General features: G+C 65.0%; 20 protein-coding genes and 1 pseudogene. 12 read left to right on the top strand and 9 right to left on the bottom strand.

Annotated elements, in window-relative coordinates:
- Positions 1-150 precede the first annotated feature (150 nt).
- Complete coding sequence (locus ACVIIV_RS12220) at positions 151-882, top strand: haloacid dehalogenase type II (RefSeq protein WP_456744408.1); 732 nt, start codon at positions 151-153, stop codon at positions 880-882.
- 41 nt (positions 883-923) lie between these two features.
- Positions 924-1,391, top strand: a complete 468-nt coding sequence (locus ACVIIV_RS12215; RefSeq protein ID WP_061879018.1) for a YbaK/EbsC family protein — start codon at positions 924-926, stop codon at positions 1,389-1,391.
- Positions 1,392-1,498: 107 nt separating this feature from the next.
- On the opposite strand, the gene ACVIIV_RS12210 is transcribed toward ACVIIV_RS12215, so the two are convergent.
- Entirely contained in the window at positions 1,499-1,846 is a 348-nt protein-coding gene (locus ACVIIV_RS12210; protein WP_456744407.1) for a hypothetical protein, read from the bottom strand.
- 96 nt (positions 1,847-1,942) lie between these two features.
- Positions 1,943-2,929, bottom strand: coding sequence for a tripartite tricarboxylate transporter substrate binding protein (locus ACVIIV_RS12205; protein WP_456744406.1), 987 nt, complete (start codon positions 2,927-2,929; stop codon positions 1,943-1,945).
- 149 nt (positions 2,930-3,078) lie between these two features.
- Between ACVIIV_RS12205 and ACVIIV_RS12200 the strand changes: the two genes are divergently transcribed.
- On the top strand, positions 3,079-3,336 hold the full coding sequence (locus ACVIIV_RS12200; RefSeq protein WP_456744405.1) for a hypothetical protein: 258 nt from the start codon (positions 3,079-3,081) through the stop codon (positions 3,334-3,336).
- 116 nt (positions 3,337-3,452) lie between these two features.
- On the opposite strand, the pseudogene ACVIIV_RS12195 reads toward ACVIIV_RS12200, so the two are convergent.
- A pseudogene (locus tag ACVIIV_RS12195) lies at positions 3,453-4,389 on the bottom strand (LysR family transcriptional regulator).
- Positions 4,390-4,508: 119 nt separating this feature from the next.
- Here ACVIIV_RS12195 and ACVIIV_RS12190 point away from each other — a divergent pair.
- From ACVIIV_RS12190 to wrbA, 3 genes are all read left to right on the top strand, one after another.
- Positions 4,509-5,261, top strand: coding sequence for an SDR family NAD(P)-dependent oxidoreductase (locus tag ACVIIV_RS12190; protein ID WP_456744404.1), 753 nt, complete (start codon positions 4,509-4,511; stop codon positions 5,259-5,261).
- 38 nt (positions 5,262-5,299) lie between these two features.
- Positions 5,300-5,998 carry a pirin family protein gene (locus ACVIIV_RS12185; protein WP_456744403.1) on the top strand — a complete coding sequence of 233 codons (699 nt, stop codon included), beginning with the start codon at positions 5,300-5,302 and terminating at the stop codon, positions 5,996-5,998.
- A gap of 140 nt (positions 5,999-6,138) precedes the next feature.
- Positions 6,139-6,738 carry an NAD(P)H:quinone oxidoreductase gene (gene wrbA / locus ACVIIV_RS12180; protein WP_456744402.1) on the top strand — a complete coding sequence of 200 codons (600 nt, stop codon included), beginning with the start codon at positions 6,139-6,141 and terminating at the stop codon, positions 6,736-6,738.
- 273 nt (positions 6,739-7,011) lie between these two features.
- On the opposite strand, the gene ACVIIV_RS12175 is transcribed toward wrbA, so the two are convergent.
- The gene (locus ACVIIV_RS12175) at positions 7,012-7,896 is read right to left on the bottom strand and encodes a protein-L-isoaspartate O-methyltransferase family protein (RefSeq protein WP_456744401.1); all 885 of its coding nucleotides are present in this window, start codon (positions 7,894-7,896) and stop codon (positions 7,012-7,014) included.
- Between the two features lie 116 nt (positions 7,897-8,012).
- The gene (locus ACVIIV_RS12170) at positions 8,013-8,489 is read right to left on the bottom strand and encodes an Lrp/AsnC family transcriptional regulator (RefSeq protein ID WP_456744400.1); all 477 of its coding nucleotides are present in this window, start codon (positions 8,487-8,489) and stop codon (positions 8,013-8,015) included.
- A 122-nt stretch (positions 8,490-8,611) separates the two neighbouring features.
- On the opposite strand from ACVIIV_RS12170, the gene ACVIIV_RS12165 reads away from it, so the two are divergent.
- On the top strand, positions 8,612-9,151 hold the full coding sequence (locus tag ACVIIV_RS12165) for an RBBP9/YdeN family alpha/beta hydrolase (RefSeq protein ID WP_456744399.1): 540 nt from the start codon (positions 8,612-8,614) through the stop codon (positions 9,149-9,151).
- A gap of 15 nt (positions 9,152-9,166) precedes the next feature.
- Here the strand turns inward: ACVIIV_RS12165 and ACVIIV_RS12160 are convergent, their stop codons facing one another.
- From ACVIIV_RS12160 to ACVIIV_RS12150, 3 genes are all read right to left on the bottom strand, one after another.
- Positions 9,167-10,312: a GNAT family N-acetyltransferase gene (locus ACVIIV_RS12160; RefSeq protein ID WP_456744398.1), complete on the bottom strand. Its 1,146-nt coding sequence runs from the start codon at positions 10,310-10,312 to the stop codon at positions 9,167-9,169.
- Between the two features lie 107 nt (positions 10,313-10,419).
- Positions 10,420-11,772, bottom strand: coding sequence for an O-antigen ligase family protein (locus tag ACVIIV_RS12155; protein WP_456744397.1), 1,353 nt, complete (start codon positions 11,770-11,772; stop codon positions 10,420-10,422).
- Positions 11,773-11,775: 3 nt separating this feature from the next.
- Positions 11,776-12,876: a glycosyltransferase gene (locus ACVIIV_RS12150; RefSeq protein WP_456744396.1), complete on the bottom strand. Its 1,101-nt coding sequence runs from the start codon at positions 12,874-12,876 to the stop codon at positions 11,776-11,778.
- Between the two features lie 248 nt (positions 12,877-13,124).
- Between ACVIIV_RS12150 and ACVIIV_RS12145 the strand changes: the two genes are divergently transcribed.
- Positions 13,125-14,111: a glycosyltransferase gene (locus tag ACVIIV_RS12145; protein WP_456744395.1), complete on the top strand. Its 987-nt coding sequence runs from the start codon at positions 13,125-13,127 to the stop codon at positions 14,109-14,111.
- 15 nt (positions 14,112-14,126) lie between these two features.
- Here ACVIIV_RS12145 and ACVIIV_RS12140 read toward each other — a convergent pair whose 3' ends face one another.
- Positions 14,127-15,155: a glycosyltransferase family 2 protein gene (locus ACVIIV_RS12140; RefSeq protein ID WP_456744394.1), complete on the bottom strand. Its 1,029-nt coding sequence runs from the start codon at positions 15,153-15,155 to the stop codon at positions 14,127-14,129.
- A gap of 323 nt (positions 15,156-15,478) precedes the next feature.
- On the opposite strand from ACVIIV_RS12140, the gene ACVIIV_RS12135 reads away from it, so the two are divergent.
- From ACVIIV_RS12135 to galE, 4 genes are all read left to right on the top strand, one after another.
- Entirely contained in the window at positions 15,479-16,279 is an 801-nt protein-coding gene (locus ACVIIV_RS12135) for a class I SAM-dependent methyltransferase (protein ID WP_456744393.1), read from the top strand.
- A 279-nt stretch (positions 16,280-16,558) separates the two neighbouring features.
- A complete protein-coding gene (locus ACVIIV_RS12130; protein ID WP_456744392.1) occupies positions 16,559-18,931 on the top strand; it encodes an exopolysaccharide transport family protein in 2,373 nt (790 codons plus the stop codon).
- Positions 18,924-19,727 carry a WecB/TagA/CpsF family glycosyltransferase gene (locus ACVIIV_RS12125; RefSeq protein WP_456744391.1) on the top strand — a complete coding sequence of 268 codons (804 nt, stop codon included), beginning with the start codon at positions 18,924-18,926 and terminating at the stop codon, positions 19,725-19,727. The genes ACVIIV_RS12130 and ACVIIV_RS12125 overlap by 8 nt, the downstream gene beginning before the upstream one ends.
- A 19-nt stretch (positions 19,728-19,746) precedes the next feature.
- Positions 19,747-20,739 carry a UDP-glucose 4-epimerase GalE gene (gene galE / locus ACVIIV_RS12120; RefSeq protein ID WP_456744390.1) on the top strand — a complete coding sequence of 331 codons (993 nt, stop codon included), beginning with the start codon at positions 19,747-19,749 and terminating at the stop codon, positions 20,737-20,739.
- The last annotated feature ends 133 nt before the right edge of the window (positions 20,740-20,872 follow it).

Here is a 20,872-nt window from a genome sequence, read left to right as displayed (position 1 = left end):
CATCGTGCTGACGCGCCACTTCTGCTACGGGTCACAAGCCGCCGATCACACTTGCAGTGGCAGACTTCCGCTTTGCTCTGGTAAGCTGACGATTATGCGCACTCCCCCAAGCGGCGTTCTCGCGACCACAACTGCCTGGAAGGACAGCCAATGAGCATCAAAGCCGTCGTATTCGACGCCTACGGAACGCTTTACGACATCCAGTCGGTCGCAGAAATCACCGAGGATGCATTTCCGGGCTATGGCGAGATCATCACGCAGATCTGGCGCATCAAGCAGCTCGAATACACCTGGCTGCGCTCGCTGATGCGGCGCTACCAGGACTTTGCCGCGGTCACCCGCGACTCGCTCGCCTATACGCTGCGTGTGCTCGGGCTGGCCTACGAGAGCGAGGCGTTCGAGCGCGTGATCGAGAAGTATCTGCATCTCGATCTCTATCCGGATGCGACCGCGACGCTTGCGGCCCTGAGGCCGCGCAAGCTCGCCATCCTCTCCAACGGCAGCCCGGACATGCTCAATGCGCTCGTGCGCAATTCCGGCCTCGATGCCCTGCTCGATGCCACCATCAGCGTCGATGCGAAGAAGATCTTCAAGCCGAGCCCGGACGCGTATGAGCCGATCGGCGAGGTGCTCGGCACCGCGCCGAACGAGGTTCTGTTCGTCTCCTCCAATCCCTGGGACGCAGCCGGGGCGAAATCGTTCGGATTGAAGGTTGCCTGGATCGAGCGGGTGACGCCCGAAGCGATGGCGCTGGCTTGCGTCGAGAACGAACTCGTGGCACCGCTCACCATGTTCAAGGCGATCCGCACCCAGATGGACGAGCTCGGCTTCGCGCCGGATCATCGTATCCGCGCACTCTCCGAGCTGCCAGGAATAGCTTAAAGGTCGCCGCCCGCCTGTGAGATTGGAATGAGCTGCCCGGAATGAGCCTGGAATCCGTTCGCGCCTTCTTCGCCGAGAAAGCCCCCGACATCTCCGTCATCGAATCCCCGATCAGCTCCGCGACCGTGGCGCTGGCGGCCGAAGCCTATGGCGTCGAGCCGGGACGGATCGCCAAGACGCTGTCGTTGCGGATCGGCGAGCGTGTGATCCTGATCGTCGCCGCCGGCACCTCACGCATGGACAATAAAAAGGTGAAGGCGCAGTTCGGCGGCAAGCCGAAGATGCTGGGTCTGGAGGAGGTCGCCGACATCACCGGGCACGAGGTTGGCGGCGTCTGCCCCTTCGGTCTGAAATCGCCGCTGCCGATCTACTGCGACGTCTCGCTGAAGGCGTTCGACATCGTGGTTCCGGCCGCAGGCTCGACCCACAGCGCGGTGCGCATTACGCCTGACCGGCTGGCCGAGCTGGTCGCCGCCGAATGGGTCGATGTGTGCGAGCACCGGTCCTGAGCGAGACGCGAGCATGATCCGGAAAAGTGTGCAGCGGTTTTCCGAAAAGATCATGCTCAAACAATAACCTAAAGCGCGATGACGCTTCATCCTAATCGCATCGCGCTTTAGTCATCCTCGTCATAAGGATAAGGAGGATAAGGCCGCGGCGGGGCCGGTGGCGCGGTGTTGTAGCGCTGCTGGGGCGTGACGCGATTGCGCGGCACCGGCTGCGCCTGATTGTTGGACTGGAACACGGCACGGCAGCCGCTGGAAAGCTGCGGCGTGTTCTGTTGCAAGCAGGCCACGATACGGTTCACGTCCGGAATCTGGTCGCTGCACAGCCGCCACACATCCGGCGTGCAGGCCATCTGCTGTTCCATGGTCCCGCGATATTCCTGGGCGGACGCAGCGCTGTGCGCGACGATGCCGCCAATCGCGAGCGCCACACCCAGCGCAATCCGCTCTGTTCGCATCTCTCGATTCCTTCCCGAGTCTCTCGAATTCTCATCAAACAATGAGACACGGGCAGGTTCTGAACCAACAACAAAATGTGAAGACGGAGCTGGAACCTACTCCACCTTGCCGATCTTCTTCACCGCCGCGATCAGACGCGCGCTGTCGGCGGCAATGAATTGGGCGAAGGCCGGCGCGTCCTGATAGGCGACGAGACTGCCCGAGGTCTCGAACGCCTTGAGGACGTCAGGACTCCTCATCACCTGCGCCATCGCCTCGCGCAGGCGGGACGCGATCGGCGCCGGCAGCGCCCTCTGCGCGAACAGCCCGGCCCAGATGTAAAACTCGACGTCCTTGTAGCCGAGCTCCTGGAACGTCGGCAGGTCCGGAAAGCTCGCGATGCGGTGCGCGCCGCAATTGCCGAGCACGCGCAGTTTGCCGTCGTCGACCTGCGGCTTCAGCGTGCCCGGTGCGGCGGCGATCGCCTGCACGGTGCCGCCGAGGATGGCCGTCAGCGCGGGACCCGCGCCGCGGAACGGCACGTGAAGCAGCTTGATGCCGGCGCTGTTCGCGAACATCTCCATCGCCACATGCAGCGTGCCGTAGGGACCGGACGAGCCGTAGGTGATCTGGCCCGGCCGCGTCTTCGCGTCCTCGACGAAATCCTGTGCCGTCTTCCAGGGCGCCGACGCCGGCACCGCGAGCAGCGTCGGATCGGCGAGCACGCGCGCGATCGGCATGAACTGCGAGACCTCATAGGCAACGGGTCGGTCGAACAGCCGGTCGGCCTCGGGGAGCACCGCGAGCGAGGACAGCGTCATCAGCAGCGTGTAGCCGTCGGGCTCGGCGCGTGCCGCCGCCGCATTGCCGACCGATCCGCCGCCGCCTCCGGCTCGGTTGTCGACGATCACTGGCTTGCCGAGAACCCGCTCCAGCCCCATCGCGACCGGTCGCGCAGCGAGATCGGCCTGTCCGCCGGCCGGGAAAGGCACGATCATGGTGATGTTGCGCACCGGATAGGTTTGCGCCAACGCCCTGTCCGGTAAAGCAGCCCGCAACAACGGCAATGCCGCAGCGGCGCGCAACAGATCGCGTCGATCCATGGTGGTGCCTCCCCCTGATTTTCTTTGTTTCACCGGCCAGCCTAACGTGGCGACCGGCAAGAACAAGTCGTTTACGAAGCGTTAGCCATGTCCGACCCGGGCCAGGAACGCATGCCTGGAGCCGCCGTTACCCTCCCAGGGAGTGAGTGATGCGCAATCTTGGGACTATCGACGTTGCCTTGGACGAGATGCTGGTGAATCTCGCAGCGATCGTGTTGCGGCTTTCAACGCCCGAATTGACGCAAACGCCCGAAGCGCGGCATGCCTTGGCACAATCCGTCCATCAATATGCCGCCTGCGCGGCGCGCTCGAGCGATCCGCGCGTTCACGAATTGAAGACGCGGTTGGAAGAGACGCTGAAGCCAAGCCTGCGCATTGTCGCGATCAATGGCGTGAAGGTGGCTTAGTCCGACTCCGTCATTGCGAGGAGCTCTTGCGACAAAGCAATCCAGACTGTCGCCGCGGAAAAATTCTGGATTGCTTCGCTACGCTCGCAATGACAGGGGCGTTGAAGCCGTTCGCGCTACGACGCCTTCTCTCTCCCGCGCGGCCGCCGCTTGCATGTGCCCGGCAGCTTCGCCGCGAGGAAATCGCCGAGCGCTTCCACGCGCGCGGGGCGCGGGCCGCCGGGCGGTGTCACCAGGTGCACGGCGGCCTTCGGCCTGCTTCCAGTCCTTCAGGATGACCTCGACGGCGCCGGACGAGATCGCCTCGCCGACGATGAACTCCGGCAGCTCGGCGATGCCGAGGCCCGCGATCAGCGCCGGCATCACGGCTTCGCCGTTGTTGACGCGAAGCTGGCCGCCCGGGCGCACGCTGGCCTGCTCGCCGGCCGAATTGGTGTAGTGCCAGACGTTGGGCGTGGAGAGATAGGCGTAGCTGAAGCATTTGTGCTCGGCCAGATGCATCGGGTGCGTCGGCCGTCCATGGCGTTTCAGATAGGACGGCGCGGCGACCGTGTAGCGCGGCATGGTGAAGAGCCGGCGCGCGATCAGCGATGAGTCCGGCAGCCGCGCGATCCGCACCGCCATGTCAAACCCCTCGCCGATCAGGTCGATGGTCGCATCGCTCAAATGCAGGTCGACCGAGACCTCCGGATAGGTCTCGAAAAATTCGGGCAGAAGCGGCGCCACCGCCTTGATGCCGAATGTCATGGGCACGGCGAGCCGCACCAGGCCGCGCGGGGCCACCGACTGCGCCAGCGCCTCGTTCTCGGCGGCCTCGCCGTCGGCAAGCAGGCGCGTCGCGCGTTCGGCCAGCTTGTGGCCGGCATCGGTCAGCGCGAGCCGGCGCGAGGTGCGGTTGAACAGCCGCGCACCGAGCCGCTCTTCCAGCCGCGTGACCGCCTTGGACACCGTGGCCTTGGACATTACGAGCTCGCTCGCGGCCCCCGCAAACGACCGTAATTCAACGACTTTTGCGAAAATCGCGAGCGCTTCGAAGTCTGGGAGCTTTGCCATGGCAGCCGGTCCAAATAGGGCACTCAGGGAAACAATGAGTTTCAACAGTTTCTATTTCTATACCACAGGCGGAGGCTTATCCAAGGGTCATCAGAAATTTCAGGACATGGAGAAATCCAATGACCAAGAAGCTCTCCGGCAAGGTTGCTCTCGTCACCGGCGGCTCGCGCGGCATCGGCGCAGCCTCTGCCCGCGCACTGGCCGATGAAGGCGCTGATGTCGCCATCAGCTACGTCGCCTCGCCCGACAAGGCGGAGGCCGTGGTCGCCGAGTTGAAGGCGAAGGGCGTCAAGGCGCGTGCCTTCAAGGCCGACCAAGCTTCCGCGAAGGACGTGACGCAGCTCGTCAACGATGTCGCCAAGGAATTCGGCCGTCTCGACATCCTCGTCAACAATGCCGGCGTCGCCGCCGGTGGCGCAATCGACGATCCCAAGGCCGACGCGGACGCGTTTGCCCGCCAGGACGCCATCAACGTGCACGGCGTGATCGCGGCGATCCGCGCCGCCGCGCAATTGATGGGTGAAGGCGGTCGCATCGTCACCGTCGGTTCGATGCTTGCCGACCGCGCCTCGTTCCCGGGTCTTGCCGACTATGTCGCCACCAAGGCGGCCGTGGTCGGTTACACCAAGGGCGCGGCGCGCGACCTCGGCCCGCGCGGCATCACCGTGAACGTGGTGCAGCCCGGCTCGATCGATACCGACATGAATCCGAAGGACAGCGGCGAGTTCGCCGAGACCCAGCGCAAGCAGCACGCGCTCCAGCGCTTCGGTCGCCCCGAGGAAGTCGCCGCCGGAATCGTGTTCCTCGCAAGCCCCGAAGCCTCCTTCGTCACTGGCACGGTGCTCAATGTCGACGGCGGGTTCGGCGCCTGATCCGAACCGCCACCCTCTCAAGTCAAGGAATTGCGCAGATGATCGAACTCAGACCTTTCGCAAAGCTCGGCGGCGCCGATCACGGCTGGCTCAAGGCCAAGCATCATTTCTCTTTCGCCAGCCACTATGACCCGAACAACATGGGCCACGGCGCCTTGCGGGTGTGGAACGACGACGAGATCGCGCCGAACACCGGCTTTCCGGCCCATCCCCACGCCAACATGGAAATCATCACCTATGTGCGCGAGGGCGCGATCACCCATCAGGACAGCCTCGGCAACGAGGGCCGGACTGACGCCGGCGACGTGCAGGTGATGAGCGCCGGCAGCGGCATCCGCCACTCCGAGTACAATCTCGAGCCGACCAGGACGCGGATCTTCCAGATCTGGATCGAGCCGACCGAGCGCGGCGGCCAGCCGACCTGGGGTTCAAAGCCGTTCCCGAAGGGGGACCGCTCCGGCAAGCTCGTCACCATCGCGAGCGGCTTCGAGGGCGACACGGACGCACTGCCGATCCGCGCCGATGCCCGGGTGCTCGCCACCACGCTGAAGGCGGGCGAGAGCGCCGAGTATGAGCCGCAGACGTCGCGGCATCTCTATCTCGTGCCCGCGGCGGGCGCCGTCGAGATCAACGGCGTGCGCGTCAACGCTCGCGACGGCGCTGCGATCCGCGATGAGGCCAGGCTGAAGATCACGGCGCTCGAAGACTCCGAGCTCGTGCTCGTCGACGCTGCGTAGCACCTCTCTCCGTCATGGCCGGGCTTGTCCCGGCCATCCACGCCTCTCCACGCGCTGACAAGAACGTGGATGCCCGGGACAAGCCCGGGCATGACGATCCCGGCAATCCGCCTATCACAACTGCATCAACGGAGACCACCATGACCAAAGTTCTCGTCCTCTATTATTCCGCCTACGGCCACATCGAGGCGATGGCCAATGCCGTCGCCGAAGGCGCGCGCGAGGCCGGCGCCACCGTGGACATCAGGCGCGTGCCCGAGCTGGTGCCGGCCGAGGTCGCGAAAGCCTCGCATTACAAGCTCGACCAGGCCGCGCCGGTCGCCAGGATCGAGGACCTCGCCAATTACGACGCGATCATTGTCGGCACCGGCACCCGCTTCGGCCGCATGGCCTCGCAGATGGCAAACTTCCTTGACCAGGCCGGCGGGCTCTGGGCCAAGGGCGCACTGCACGGCAAGGTCGGCGGCGCCTTCACCTCGTCTGCGACCCAGCACGGCGGCCAGGAAACCACGCTGTTCTCGATCATCACCAACCTCTTGCATTTCGGCATGGTGGTGGTCGGCATGAACTACGGCTTTGCCGGCCAGATGAAGCTCGACGAGATCACGGGCGGCGCACCGTACGGCGCCACCACGATCACCGGCGGCGACGGCAGCCGCCAACCCAGCGCCAACGAGCTCGCCGGCGCACGCTATCAGGGCCGCCAGATCGCGGAGACTGCCAGGAAGCTGCATGGCTGAGCTGCACGGCTAAGCCTCGCAGTTAAGCTTTACGATCGACTGCATGGCTGATGCGACGCGGGCGGCATTCTCATTCGGGAATGCCGCCCATCTGTGGCTGGAATACTTGACAAAGAACGATACGAATGGCTTTCGAGCTCCTGTTGATCGCGCAGATGATCCGCAAGCCAGCACAGGCACTTGCGCGACGCTGGTATTGCCGCAACTTGTTCCGCGCCTCGCGCGGCCGGCTTCACTGCGCCGAATGCACGGGATCGCGAGACGCGGTCACCGCTAGACCTGCGTAAGATCGGCGTGAGGCCGAACTGACTCCGTCGGCATAGGTGCCGGCGCCGTCGAAAGCCACCAGCCCTCTCCTGCAAACCAGCATGTCTCGTCGGGAGCGCCCTCTCTCCGCAACGACTGCACCCCTTCCCATCCTCTTGCGAACGCCTCGCCCAATCGCCGGCCAGCCTCCGCATCCTGCAATCCTGCGCAGCCGATGAATTGGGCGCGGCTGAGGAACTTCGCCGGCCAGATCGCACCGTCATCCGGCCGGGTGATCATCAACATGCCGCCGAGCATGCCTTCCGGCGCCAACGGAAACACCAGTCGCCCGCCGCGCCGCAGCGCATCGAGCCAGTCCGCCGCCGGCTGCGCCGCGCCCGCGCAGACATAGATCACGTCCGCAGCCGGCAGATCCGACGCGATGCCCGAGCGGTCGCGCACATCCACATGGGCGATGTCCTTCAGATTGTCGCGCGCGAGTCCCGCCAGACGTTCATCGATCTCATAGGCCTGAACGCGGCCGCCGGGACCGACGAGATGCGCGAGAATCGCGGTGTAATAGCCGCTGCCGGCGCCGATCTGGACCACGGTCTCGCCTTCCTTCACGGCGCAGCCGTTGAGCCAATAGGCGTGCGCACCGGGCATGCCGATGTTGAGACCGCGCGCCGGGTCCAGCGCCAACAGCGCGTTCTGATAGAGGAAAGCGGGATCATCGTCAGGCGTGACCACATAGGGATGTCCACCGAGACAGATCGACCACGGCCCGGGCCCGACGAACGGCTCGCGCCTGACGGTCCGAAAGGCCTGCTCGAGACGAGGGTCCGCAGCCTTCGCCGCCGCGCAAATCAACTGCGCATAGAATGCACGATATTTCGCCGAACGATCTTCCATGTCACCTCCGGAAAAACGGAGACGACGATAACACAACTCGCGCGTTAATCGGAAGCTCGGCGCAATCGAGGGCTTTGTGGCGGCGCCGTGACGCGTCGATCGTCGCAGGCCACGCTTCAACTGCGTTCGATCTTCTTCCTGACGAGGTCTTTGCCGATCGGCCGCACCGGCTCGCTCCGCAGCACCAGCGAGGTCGTGACGGCGCCGAAGCCGGCAATGCGGTCCACGATCGTCTCCAGATCTTCCGGCGCCGGAACGAGCACCTTCAGCACGAAGCAATCGTCGCCCGTCACGCGATGGACCTCGATGATGTACGGAATCTCGCCGAACCTCTTCAGACAGGTCTTGATGTGCTCATGCGTGGTGCGCAGGCGGACCAGCGCCATCAGGCCGAGCCCGAGCGCGCGCGGATTGATCCGGGCACCGTAGCCTTCGATGATCCCGGCTTCCTCGAGCCGCTTGACCCGCTCGGAAATTGCCGGCTGGGACAATCCGACGGATCGGCCAAGCTCGGACAGCGGCACGCGCGCATTGGCTTGCAGCGCCTCCAGGATCTTCAAGTCTTTCGCGTCAATGCTCCCGAAGCGATCCAACCGAATTCTCCATTCCGCCTTGAGATCATCGGCAGATGAACGATTCCGCCGATGACTTGCCATGTGATGCAGGACCCGAACCGGCCACACTGCGATCTCACCTCAGATATCACGGGACGATCATGCACGACATCATCACCTTGCCCGGCCTTGGCGGCTCCGGAGATACCCACTGGCAAACGCTATGGGAGCGCACCGATGCGCGCTTCACGCGATTCCAGCCGGCGAGCTGGGACCAGCCAGACCTCGGTGACTGGGAGCAAGCCCTGGAGCGGGCGGTCAGGCACTGCGCGAGGCCGCCCGTCCTAGTCGCACATAGTCTCGCCTGCCTGCTGGTGGCACACTGGGCCGCGCGCTTCCCGTCCGTGATCGCGGGCGCATTCCTGGTCGCCGTGCCCGATCCAGGTGGGGCCAATTTTCCCAGCGAAGCCGCCGCGTTCAAGCCGGTGCCCGACCGCTCACTGCGCTTTCCTTCGCTCATCATCGTCAGCACGGATGATCCCTATGGCGGGCTCGAGATGACGCAGCGACGGGCACGCGTTTGGGAATCCGACTTGATCGTGCTGGGCGCACTCGGCCACATCAACGCGTCGAGCAGGCTCGGCGACTGGCCGCAGGGCCGCGCATTGCTGGATGCCTTTCGTGCGGGCCTTTCGAGATGACGCCTCTCCGCCGCGTTAATGCGCGCCCTTGCCCATCGCCCGCGCCGCGAGGGCGGCGAGCTTCGGATAGCGGCGAAGGCCCTGCGCGGCGTGATCGCGCCAGGCGAAAGGCAAACCACGCCAGGACAGCGCGACGCTGACATCGGTCAACGGCACCCTCTCGGCGCCGAAACGGCGCTTGTAGGCTTGATTGCCGATGCTGAGGTCAAAACGGCGCACGCCCTGCGCATGCAGTGCCGCCATGGTGCGCTGGATAACGAGAAGACCCGGCGAGCAGCTCGACCATGAATCGCCGGCATGACTGATACGGAGCAGAAAATAGGTCGCGCCATGCCTGACCCCAAACGCGGTGGCGACGACGCCCTCGTCGCATACCAGCGCCGAGACCATGGCATAACCTTCGGCGAGGCCCCGGCGGACGACCTCGCGATAGAATCGCGCGTGGGTCTCGTCGTTGAGGACGAACGGCGAGCCGAGCTTTTGCATGCGTGCCTGTTGCTGGACATCCGTCACATCCAGCAGCTCATGCGCACGCACGACGTCCGCGGCGATCTCGAACCGCGCGCCGGCATGACGGCTGAAGACCCGCCAGCAGCGCGGCATCTGCAGGCGCTTGATCGAAGCCTGATAGTCGTCATAGTCATCGCCCATCAACACGAGATTGCCATTGAGCGAGGAGGATCCGATCCGGCCGAGCGATACCAGCGGGTTCGGCCTGCCGCCGACCTGGGCCGGCATCTTCTTCAGGCGCAGCAGGTCGAAACGGTCGGGCAGCGCGCGCAACGCTCCGATCAGCGCCCTGTTGATCGCATCCGTCGCCCCCGCATCCAACGCGGCATCGAGTGCCAGGACCGGCGCGTTGTTGTCGGAGACGCCGAGGTCCGCGAACTCGACAATGCGGATGCCGCGCCTGATATGGCTGATCATCGGCACGATCGCGATATCCTCACCCGTGGCGGCATCGGAGATCACGGCGATCAGCGGAGCGACGTCCTGAAACGCCTCGTACCACGCGCCGAGCCAGTAAGCATGCTGGAAAGCGGTGCGGTGCCCGGCATTCAGGCGCGAGGCGGCGTGCCGCCAGTCACGGACGAAATCGATTGCGATTCCCGACGCGCTGGACACCTGGCCGTCTAATTGTTCGACGCTGAGAAACGTCATCTGCTGGGCATACGATTACTGAATGTTTCCAGATAGATTATGTTTTGTCGCAGGCCACTTTATCGTTAAGCCAATGCCACTCGAGGCGGCTTGGCTGCGGTAAGCTGTCAGCGTTTCGGTTCGATCTGCTCGACGCACTGGAACCTCGCCAGGAAGTGCAGGCCGGCCACGGCAAGAGCGAACATGAACCAGATCGGATTCTGCCGTTCGAGCAGGAAGGTCTCGGTGGCGCCGTAATACAGGCCGAACAGCCACACCGTCAGGAACAGCTTGGCCAGTGCGCCACTGCGGCTGTGAGCCTGGGCCGTCTGGAAATTCCCGAGCGGCGCGAGGACGAAGACGAGGATCACGAGCACCAGTCCCGGCGAGCCGATGGTGACCGCGAGATCGAGATAGCTGTTGTGGCTGTGCGCCGCCGACGTCGCCCATTCGGCGCCTTGGGCGGTCTGTCGCGCACTCACGTCGTCCCAGAACGATCCATAGCCGTGACCGATGATCGGCTTCTCGGCGACGGCAGCGAGGGCGAACTCCCAGATCGCAGAGCGGCCGGTGAAGGTGGGATCGAGCGGAAGCAGCCGCGTCATCGCCCCGAGCGCCGGGCTCATGACGCTGCCGACGGTCAACAGGTTCATCGCGACCAGCGGCACGAAGCAGATGATCCGCTTCAGCCATAGGCCCGGCGTGACATAGACCAGCGAGGCGAGAGCATAGACCGCAAGGCACAGCACCGACGACGTCTTGCCGCCGGTGAAGATCAGGAAGGTGCCGGCCAGCACGGCGATCGCGGGGCCCATCACGAACGAGCCCACGGCCGACAGGTAGATGCCGACATAGACCAGGATGGTCATCACGGCCGAGGCGATGTTCTTGTGGCCAAAGCTGCCGCGCCAGTCGCCGGCAAGCTGCGGCTCGGTGACGTCGAGGACCGTGTGGATCGAATATTGCGGCGCGAGGATGACGCCGAGATAGCAGAGCGCGAGCAGCACGAGCGCGGCGGCACCCAGGCAAAGGTTGAAGCTGCGCTGCGTCGGCGGCAGCAACGGCAACAAGACGGCGAGCGACGTCACGCTGGCCGCGAGCACGAATCGCTGGATCGAAACGCCGCGACTCTCGGAGAAGACGATGTTGATCGCCAGCCAGCCCAGGAGGCAAAGATGAAGCGGTGTCACCAGGCTCTTCAGCGCGGGTGCATCCGAGGCAGCGACACACAGCACCGCAACCGCGGCCAGGAGGCCCCAGGAGATATAGGTCAGCGCCATTCGTCCGCCGACGATGGTGGTGACGTCGGGATTGCGCAGGTCCGGGAACGGATCGAGCGTCACCAGCACCAGCAGTAGCGACCCGACCGCAACGAGGCAGCGCGCCACCTGCACGGCATTGAGCCCCGCAAGGCGGTCGCGCAGGACATGGCCCAACGATTGGACCTCGACGTCGGTCATGTCAGCGGCGCTGCGGTCCATGGCTCACGACATCTGGTGACGCCGGTGAGCCTTCAGGTCCCGGCTCAACCCTGTTAAGCCGCCGTCAACGGGCCTGCCGGAGGTCTGAGACACCGCTGGCTGCACGATGCTCCGCGCGATCTCGTAGTATTGCAGCGCCCGTTGCTCCAGCGTGAGATTGTCGAGGATGTAACCGCGCGGATCGAACTCGCCCGCGGCGCACCCGGCCCAAAACTTTTCCCAGCCCGCCTCGAACCCCGCGATGTCGGTGAACTTGGCTCCGCAGCGTTCGTCCCAATACGGCACCGAGGACACCGGCGCGAACCTCACCCGGTGCGGATAATAATCGGGGTCGCGCCACGGCCCGCCGGGATCCCAGGCAAACACCGGCACGCCGCAGGACAAGGCCTGCTGATAGGCGATGCCCTGGCTCTCGCTCTGGCACAGAAAGATCATCGCCCGCGAACGCGCCAGCGCGGCCTGATAGTCTTCTTCCTTGTAGCTGCCGTAGCGCAATTCGGTGAAGGAGCGACCGTCCTTACCCAGCCGCGCGCGAACGGGCTCGATCATCTCCGGCGCATAGCGCTCGCGCTCCCAGTGGACCTTGTCGTAGATCAGCACGTCGACCACCTTCCGCGAGACGTGCGACGGCGCCCAGAGATCCGTATCGATGCCGACCGGCCAGGCCACGGTGTCCGGCCAGTACGGCCGGTACATGTCGACATACCAGGAGCCGGGCACCACGACCTTCTTCACCGGCAGACGCTTGAACAGATCGGGGTCGTCGAGCGGATGATTGTGGGCGGCAACGCCAAGCAGGATCGGGTTCTTCCACGCGAACTTATCGAGCAGGAAGGTGCGGCCGATGATGCAGGCGAGCTCATCGGGATGCTGGGCGATATGGCCGTAGTCGTTGACGCGGTAGCGGATGCCGAGCCGGTCGAGCCCCGCACAGAGATTGAGGAACACGCGAAGCTGGCCGCTCATGCGCGGCTCGCCGAGCAGCAACCGGCGAGCCATGCGCCGCAGATGCCGGTCGCCGGGAAACCAGCGGTCGTCCTTGTCCTCATAGAAGAGGTTAAGGATCATCGCGTCGGGGTCGTGTTCGAATGTCTTTGCGGGCACTGGATCCATCCGCGGCAGTCCGATCCGCATTCTCGCATGGGGCCGGCTGTCGCACTCTTCCAAATTTGCCACAGCCTTAATGCCAGCGGCTTAACGCTATTCTACGAAACCGGCGGCGCACAGGCCTTCCCGGCAACGGTTTGCCCGCAATGCGAGTATCATCCGCCGCCAGCCGGGCTTGCGATCGCAAGCATTGCCAGCGCGGCAGATGGATCCTGGTTAACAGATCATTAAGGGCGAGCCGTAGCTTGATCACCGCCGAAGACGTTCTCGACCTGCCGGCCGCCTCCCGCGCGGCAGCGCCGGCGCGCTTGCCGCTTCAAGTCGGCTCGACCACATCGGTATCCGTCGTCATTCCCGCCAAGAACGTTGCGGCTTATGTCGGCGAAACTCTCGCTAGCGCACTGGCGCAACGCGAGGTGACCGAGGTGATCGTCGTGGACGACGGCTCGACCGATGAAACCGCTGCAATCGTCCGGGACGTGCGTGACTCGCGGTTGCGCTTCATCGATAACGATGCCGCGGGTGTCTCGGCGGCACGCAATCTCGGCGCCCGGCATGCGAGCGGCGAGTGGCTGCTCTTCCTCGATGCCGACGACCGCCTGCGCCCCGGCGCGGTGGCGGCACTCCTGGCGGCAGCGCGCGGCGCGCCGCGCGCAGTTCTCGTCTACGGCGACTACAACACTATCGACAGCGAAGGACGGCAGATCGGCCGGCGCGAGCTTTTGAAGGGACGTCGCAAGCCATCAGGCGACGTGCTGGTGCGGCTCACGGCCGGGAACTTCATCGTCAACGGTGGCATCGTGCTCACCCGTGCGGAGGCTTTTCGCGCCATCGGCGGTTTCGACGTCTCGCTCAGATATTGCGAGGACTGGCATTGCTGGTGCCGCCTTGCCGCGATCGGTGAGTTCGAATTCGCGCCCAAACTTCTGCTGGACTATCGCCTGCATACGGCCAACACGATGAACGCGGCGGTGCGAACGCCGCAGGATTTCTTGCCGGCGGTCGCACGCGTCTTCGATGACGGACTGATCCTGGCGAGACTCCCCGAGGGTGCGGCGCGTGGGTTGCGTCAGGCTGCCGAGATTCATCTCGTCACGTATTCGGCGATGCAAGCGATTCGCTTCGGCAGATATCGCGACGTCTTCACTTATCTGGCGATGATCGGCCGGCGGTCGCTCAAGTCGTTGCCACGCTCCGCAATCCGGGTCGCCCTCGCCCGTTTCGGCATCTAGTCCGTCGCCGTCGCATCAAGACACGATCTTCGAGGCTTCGTAAGGTTTCGGCTCGAGGCCGAAGGCCGCCAAGGCGGCGCCAAACGCGACCATCACGGGATGCATCGCGACGACGGCTTTCGACGACGTCAACAAGGCTGCGGCGCGAACCATCGACAGCGGCAGCCGTCCAAGCATCTGCGCAAACACCCGCGCCCGCGCCGCTGCGCTTCGCGCGGCCTTGTACTGCACACGATAATTGATCGCACCGATGCGCAGGCCGCGCTTTGCGATCCAGCCGAGGCTGGTGCGGCTGTGCGGCACGGTCTCGGTGATGACAGCCTCCGCCGTCCAGTGGAATATCATGCCGGCGTCACGGCACCGCACGAAGAAGTCACAATCGCCGCCGCCGAGAAAATTGAAGCGCAGGTCGAACGCAGGACGATCGAACCGTTCGAAGGCGGCACGCGTGATCAGACAATTGCCGCAGCCGTAGATCAGCGGCACCGCACCGCTGTAGTCGTAGGCGGGACAGAAGGCTGGATGACGCGAAAGCCAGGGCTTGCTGTCGTCGTCGAAGACCGGCAGCACCGGCCCGCCGACCACGTCGGCACCGGTCGCCTCCGCAGTGCGGACCATCAGCTCGAGCCAGTCGCTTGATGCGATCTCGTCGTCGTCGATCATCAGGAAACGGGTCGCGGCGGGAAACAGCCCCTGCGCCGTCTCGAATGCAGCATTGATCGCCTGGCAGTTCCCCTGCCGCTTCTCGATGAGGCAAACACCCTGGAGCCTTCCAGCGGCCAGAAACTCCGCGGCAACCGGCGCGCTTTCGCGCCGCGCGGCATCATTCTCGACCATGACGACGGCAAAGGAACGCGGGGTGCGCTGGTTCGCCAGCGATTCCAGCGTCAGCCGCAGGTGCTGCGGACGGCGGAAGCAGGGAATGCAGACGACGACGCCGACCGACAGGTCGATGATCGCAGAGCTCGCCGCGATCTCCCGATTGGGATCGCGCACTGCATCCGAGATGCGCGCGGCGGAGAGGTCTGTCGGGATCAATGTCATGACGTTCTAGATGTCCGAGATATATTGAAAAAGCCCTGCTTCGATCGCGCGTCCCACGACGATACATCGCCGCGGGACAGATGCGTCCCAAAATAGGCGGCTGCCGAGCGGCACATCGCCGCAAGATTCACCGGGCGTGATACTGCAATTGGCGGTCCATGCGCCGACAAGGCCCCAACATGAACAATGCTGTAGTTAATGCGCATGCGCATTAACCCGACCGTAAGCACTGCGACCGGTGAGACGGTGCGGCATCGGATTTGCTCTTCGGGCAAGCGCGTTTTTTCCTGTAAATTTGAATAGAACAAGCGCGGTCAGAAAATATGAACAAACCAGCCACGATCGATTTCGCGACAGCCACGGCGATCCAAATCCCTGCGGCTGCGACATATGCCCAGGCGCTTCATGATCTTGTCCCCGGCGAAGCCCGCGACAGCCTGCTCGCCGTCCATGAGGTGCTGTGCCGCGAGCTGCCGCAGGACCGGCTCGCCATCTATGAAGCAGGTGGCGGCTCATGCAGCGTTCTGCCGCCGGACTTGCTGAGCCGCAGCAAGGTCACCGTCGTCGACATCGACGAGGACCAGGTCCGCAACAACACCTACGCCGACGAGGCGATCCTCGGCGATGTCCAGACCTACCGCTTCGGCGGCGAGACGTTCGATCTCGTGATCTGCTACAACGTGATCGAGCATCTGCCGAACGTCGACGCCGCGCTCCTGAACTTCCGTGACGCGCTCAAGCGCGGCGGGATGATCCTGATCGGCGCGCCCAATCCGCGCTCGCTCTCCGGAGTCGTCACCAAATACTCGCCGCACTGGTTTCACGTCTGGTTCTACCGGCACATCCGCGGCATCAAGGACGCCGGCCTGCCTGGCGAGCCGCCGTTCCCGACGTTCTTCCATCCGCTGGTGACGCTGCCCCGGCTCGAAGCATTCGCGGCCGCCAACGGCCTCGAGATGATCTATCGTCGTGAAGTCGAAAGCCCGCGCTATCCCGAGATGCGCCGGCGCAAGCCGCTGTTTGCGGCCCTGGTCGACGCCGGCGCTGCGGTGCTGAACGCCGTGCTCCCGCGCGGCACCGACGTCCGCCGCGGCGACTATCACGTGATCCTGCGGAAGCGCTGACCGCCATGTGCGCGCAGTTGATCGCACGACGAGCGACGCGTCGCAGGCCCGCTGCGCGCGGTAACGAACCGTTAATCTCTGGGGGATCTCGGCGTCACGGCGACGCAGCCAAGGGCGGCATGCGCTTAAACGCTTTGTTTGCCATTTCGGTGAATAGTCCCTCAATGAGTATGGTTAATTTTCCCTGTTGCGTTGATTGGGCACCCATATCCCGGGTGCGTGGCGTAAAGCGAAGAGTAACCCCTCAGCCCGCGGCGCTTGGAATGAAAGCTGGGGATCATGCTTGACTATAACCAGCCGATCGATCGGGCCGGACCGGAGGCCTCGCAACGGAAGCCTCAGGCCGGCTTCAACGTGCTGGAGCTTGCAAATTTACTCTGGCGGCGAAAGGTAGCGATCACCGCGGCCGCCCTGCTCGGCGCGACGCTTGCCGTCACCATCGGCAAGAGCGTGACGCCCCGCTACACCGCTACCGCTCAGCTCTATGTCGACCCACGCGAGCTCCAGCTCGTGGACCGCGAGCTCACGCCCCGCGCCCAGGACGTCTCCGGCATGTCCATGGTGGTGGAGAGCCAGGCGCGCCTGATCACCTCCAACAGCGTGCTGCTCCAGGTGATCCAGCAGGCCGGTCTCGACAAGGATCCGGAATTCGGCGGCGGCGAGGGTGTGAGCCTGACGTCGTCGCTGCTCGGCCTGATCGGCCTGCAACCCCGCGCGCCCTCCGCCGCGGAGAAGAAGGAAGTGCAGCTCGCGGCGCTCGAGGCGCTGAGCAGGCACATCACGATCCGCAAGACCGAGAAGAGCTTCATCGTCGACATCGAGGTCTGGTCGACGGACCCCGCCAAAGCGGCCATGCTCGCCAACACGCTGACCAATGCTTACCTCGCCGAATCCCGCAACTCGCAGGCTTCGGCCGCTCGGCGCGCCACCAACGATCTCTCCAGCCGCCTGAAGGAGCTGCGCGAGCGGCTGCGCAACGCCGAGACCGCGCTCGCCACCTACAAGGCCCAGAACAATTTCGTCGGCACCCAGGATGCGTTGATCAGCGACCAGCAGCTCTCCGCCAGCAACCAGCGGCTTTCCGCGGCTCGCGCGGCGACGATGGATGCCCAGGCGCGGCTCGACCAGATCGAAGCGAGCCGCCGTACCGCTGCCGATGCCGGCGCCATTCCGGAGGCGCTGCAATCGCCAACCATCGCCAATCTGCGCGCGCAATATGCCGACGCCCGCAAGAAATATGCGGAGCAAGCCGGCGAGCTCGGGCCGCGCCATCCAGCGCTGCGCCAGACCGAGAAGCAGGTCGAGGATCTCAAGCGCACCATCAACGAAGAGATCGACCGCTTCGCTCAGTCCGCCAAGAACGATTTGACGCGCGCCCGTGATTTTGAGGCCTCGCTCAACCGGGCGCTGGAAGCGCAGAAGCGGCAGAGCATCCAGCTCAGCCAGGCCGCCGTGCGCCTGCGCGAGCTCGAGCGCGAAGCCGATGCCAGCCGCGACGTCTATCAATCATTTCTCAAGCGCTCCCGCGAGACCGAGGAGCAGGAGAGCCTGAACACTTCGGCGGCCCGCGTCATCGGCGAGGCGACAGTGCCGCAGCGGCGCTCGTTCCCGCCAGCCATGAGCCTGTTCGCCATGATCGGCTTCATGTTCGGGGCGATCGCGGCGTCAAGCTGGTTCGTCGCGGTCGAGCTCCTGCTTACCGGCGCGACCACACCAGCACCGACGCCGGCCCGTCCCCAGCGCACGCCAACCCCGGATCCTGCGCGAACGCCGCAGGTCGCACGAGCTCCAGAAGCCGCTCAGCCTCGACCGGCTGCGCGAGCGCCAGAAGTTGCGCAGGCTCCGCCGGAACTTGCCGCGCCCCCGCTGCAGCCTTCGATGGTCGAAACGCCTCTGATCGAAAAGCCGCTGATCGCACGCTTCCAGGAGGCCGACGTCATCCACACCCTCGGCGCCATCCTCGCCACGGGAGGCGGCGTCGACCTCACGCGGCTGGGTTGGCCGACGCTCCGCCCCGGTTTTCCCCTGACAACGCTGCTCAACGCCTGGCGCGACATGCGCGCCGCAGTGGCGCGACGCGCCGGCGGCAAGGCGATGCCGGTCATCGCGCTCGTCGGTGCCGGCAAGACCACCGGGCGCAGCGTGACCGCGCTGAATTTCGCGCTGGCGGCGGCGCGCGACGGCGCCCGCGTGCTGATGATCGATGCCGACCATCAGGCCCGCTCGCTCTCGAACAAGCTCATCCGTCCCGGCAAGAGCGAGCCGAGCAGGCTCGGCTGGCTCTCGATCGGCAGCAAGGACGCCCGCGAGATCAAGACGGTCAACGGCATCTCGGTGCTGCCGGCCGCGGAGGGCGACGCCGGCAAGGCGGCCGACGCCATCCGCAAGGCGATCGCGCAGGCCCGTTCCGCCGGCGGCTATGATCTCGTGATCCTCGACGGTCCGGCGATGCCGTTCTCGGCCGGCGGCCGCAAGCTGCTCGACGACACCGACTCGCTGGTGGCCGTGCTGCCGACCAGCCTCGACGTCAACGACAGCCTGGAAGAGATCCTGGCCGCGCTCGGCCCCGCCGAGGGCAAGCTCGTCGGCGTCGTGCTCGACGAGCTCACCCCTGCAATCCAAACGCGCCAGCGAGGCAGACAATATGCTTGAGCGCCGCGTCAACCTCGACGGACGGGTAGCAACTGCCGACGTGCCGCGAATCACCGTCGGCGGGCTTCGCATGGCCGCGCTCGACCTGGAAGCGACCGCCGATTTCATGATCGAGGCGACCGATCCCGACAATCGCATCGGCCGTCCGCTGTTCCTGACCTCAGCCAATGGCGAGGTGCTGGCGCGCTGCTCGACCGAGCCGCAGACCGAGCGCCTGTTCCGCGCCGCCGACCTGATCAACGCCGACGGCCAGCCGCTGGTCGCGGCCTCGAAGCTGCAATCCTGGTTCCCGCTGCCGGAGCGCGTTGCGACCACGGACCTGTTCCACATCGTCGCGCGCAAGGCGGAGGCAGTCGGCCGCACGTTCTATATGTTCGGCGCAAGCGAGGCCGAGAACGCCGCTGCGGTCGAGAAGGTCCAGAAGATGTATCCACGCCTCAAGATCGTCGGGCGCAGCCACGGCTATCTGCGCGGCGAGGCGCTACGTGCCAAGATCGAGGAGATCAACGCCCTGGCGCCGGACTATCTGTGGGTCGCGCTCGGCGTGCCCAACGAGCAGGCATTCGTGAAGGAATTCACGCCGCATCTGACCAATGTTGGCGTTATCAAGACATCCGGCGGCCTGTTCAACTTCTTGTCAGGGAGCCGTTCCCGCGCGCCGCAATGGATGCAGAAGATCGGACTCGAATGGGCCTGGCGCACCTTGCTCGAGCCACGCCGTCTGTTCTGGCGCTATTTGACCACCAACCCCCGCGCGCTCTATCTTCTCTTCAGCCGCAACCGCCCCCTCCGCTAAGAGAAGAGCAGAAGACGACATGACCGACCGACCGACCGTCCTCGTCACCGGGGGCGCGGGCTATATTGGCTCGCATGCCTGCCGCGCACTGACCGCCGCCGGCTACCAGCCCGTCGTTTATGACAATCTCTCGACAGGTCATCGCAGCTTCGTCGCCGGCCCATTGGTGACGGGCGATCTGCTCGACGTCGCGGCGCTGGCGCGCGCCTTCGTCGACCACAAGATCGCGGCGGTGATGCATTTCGCGGCGGCGAGCCTCGTCGGGGAGTCCATGACCGACCCGCAGAAATACTACATCAACAACGTGCAAGGCACGCTGTCGTTGTTGCAGGCCATGCGCAACGCGGGCTGCAATCGCATCGTGTTCTCCTCGACCGGCGCCGTCTATGGCAACGCCGATTCCAAGGCGCTGCCGGAAGATTTTCCCTGCGCGCCAATCAATCCGTACGGCGCATCGAAGTTGATGATCGAGCGCATGCTCGCCGACTACCGCACGGCTTATGGCTTCGGTGCGTTCTGCCTGCGCTATTTCAACGCCAGCGGCGCCGATCCGGCCGGTGGAATCGGCGAGCTGCGCGACAACGAAACCCATCTCATTCCGCGCGCGATGATGGCGCTCCAGGGCCATGTCGACTTCGCGGTGTTCGGCGACGATTACGATACGCCCGACGGCACCGCGATCCGCGACTACATCCATGTCACCGACCTTGCGGCCGCGCATGTCGCGGCCTTGAGGCTTCTGGAACAAGGGCATGCCGGGGGCAGCTTCAACCTCGGCACGGGCGCCGGCTTTTCCGTGCGCGAGATCCTCGACGCCATCAGGCAGGAGACCGGACGCGAGGTGCCGCACACCGTCAAGCCGCGCCGCGCCGGCGATCCCACCTATCTGGTCGCGGATCCCTCTGCTGCGAGAAAGGTGCTGAACTTCGTGCCGCGTCACTCCGACCTGCCTACGGTCATCCGTACGGCCTGGGCCTGGCACCAGAAAGCGCATCCGTTCAGACCGCGTTAGGCAACCACAGCCCCGTTAGCTTGCTTGCCGGGCCCTTCAGCGGCTAGGATGGATCTTCGCGGCCGCGCTGGCGCATCGCCGACAGCAGCGTAATCCCGCATTGCCGACGACGATGTCGGCTTGCATGGTTCGG

This window comes from Bradyrhizobium sp. USDA 4354 (assembly GCF_054060315.1).
Note: the sequence above shows the minus strand (reverse complement) of the source record. Positions and strands in the feature narration are given on the sequence as shown.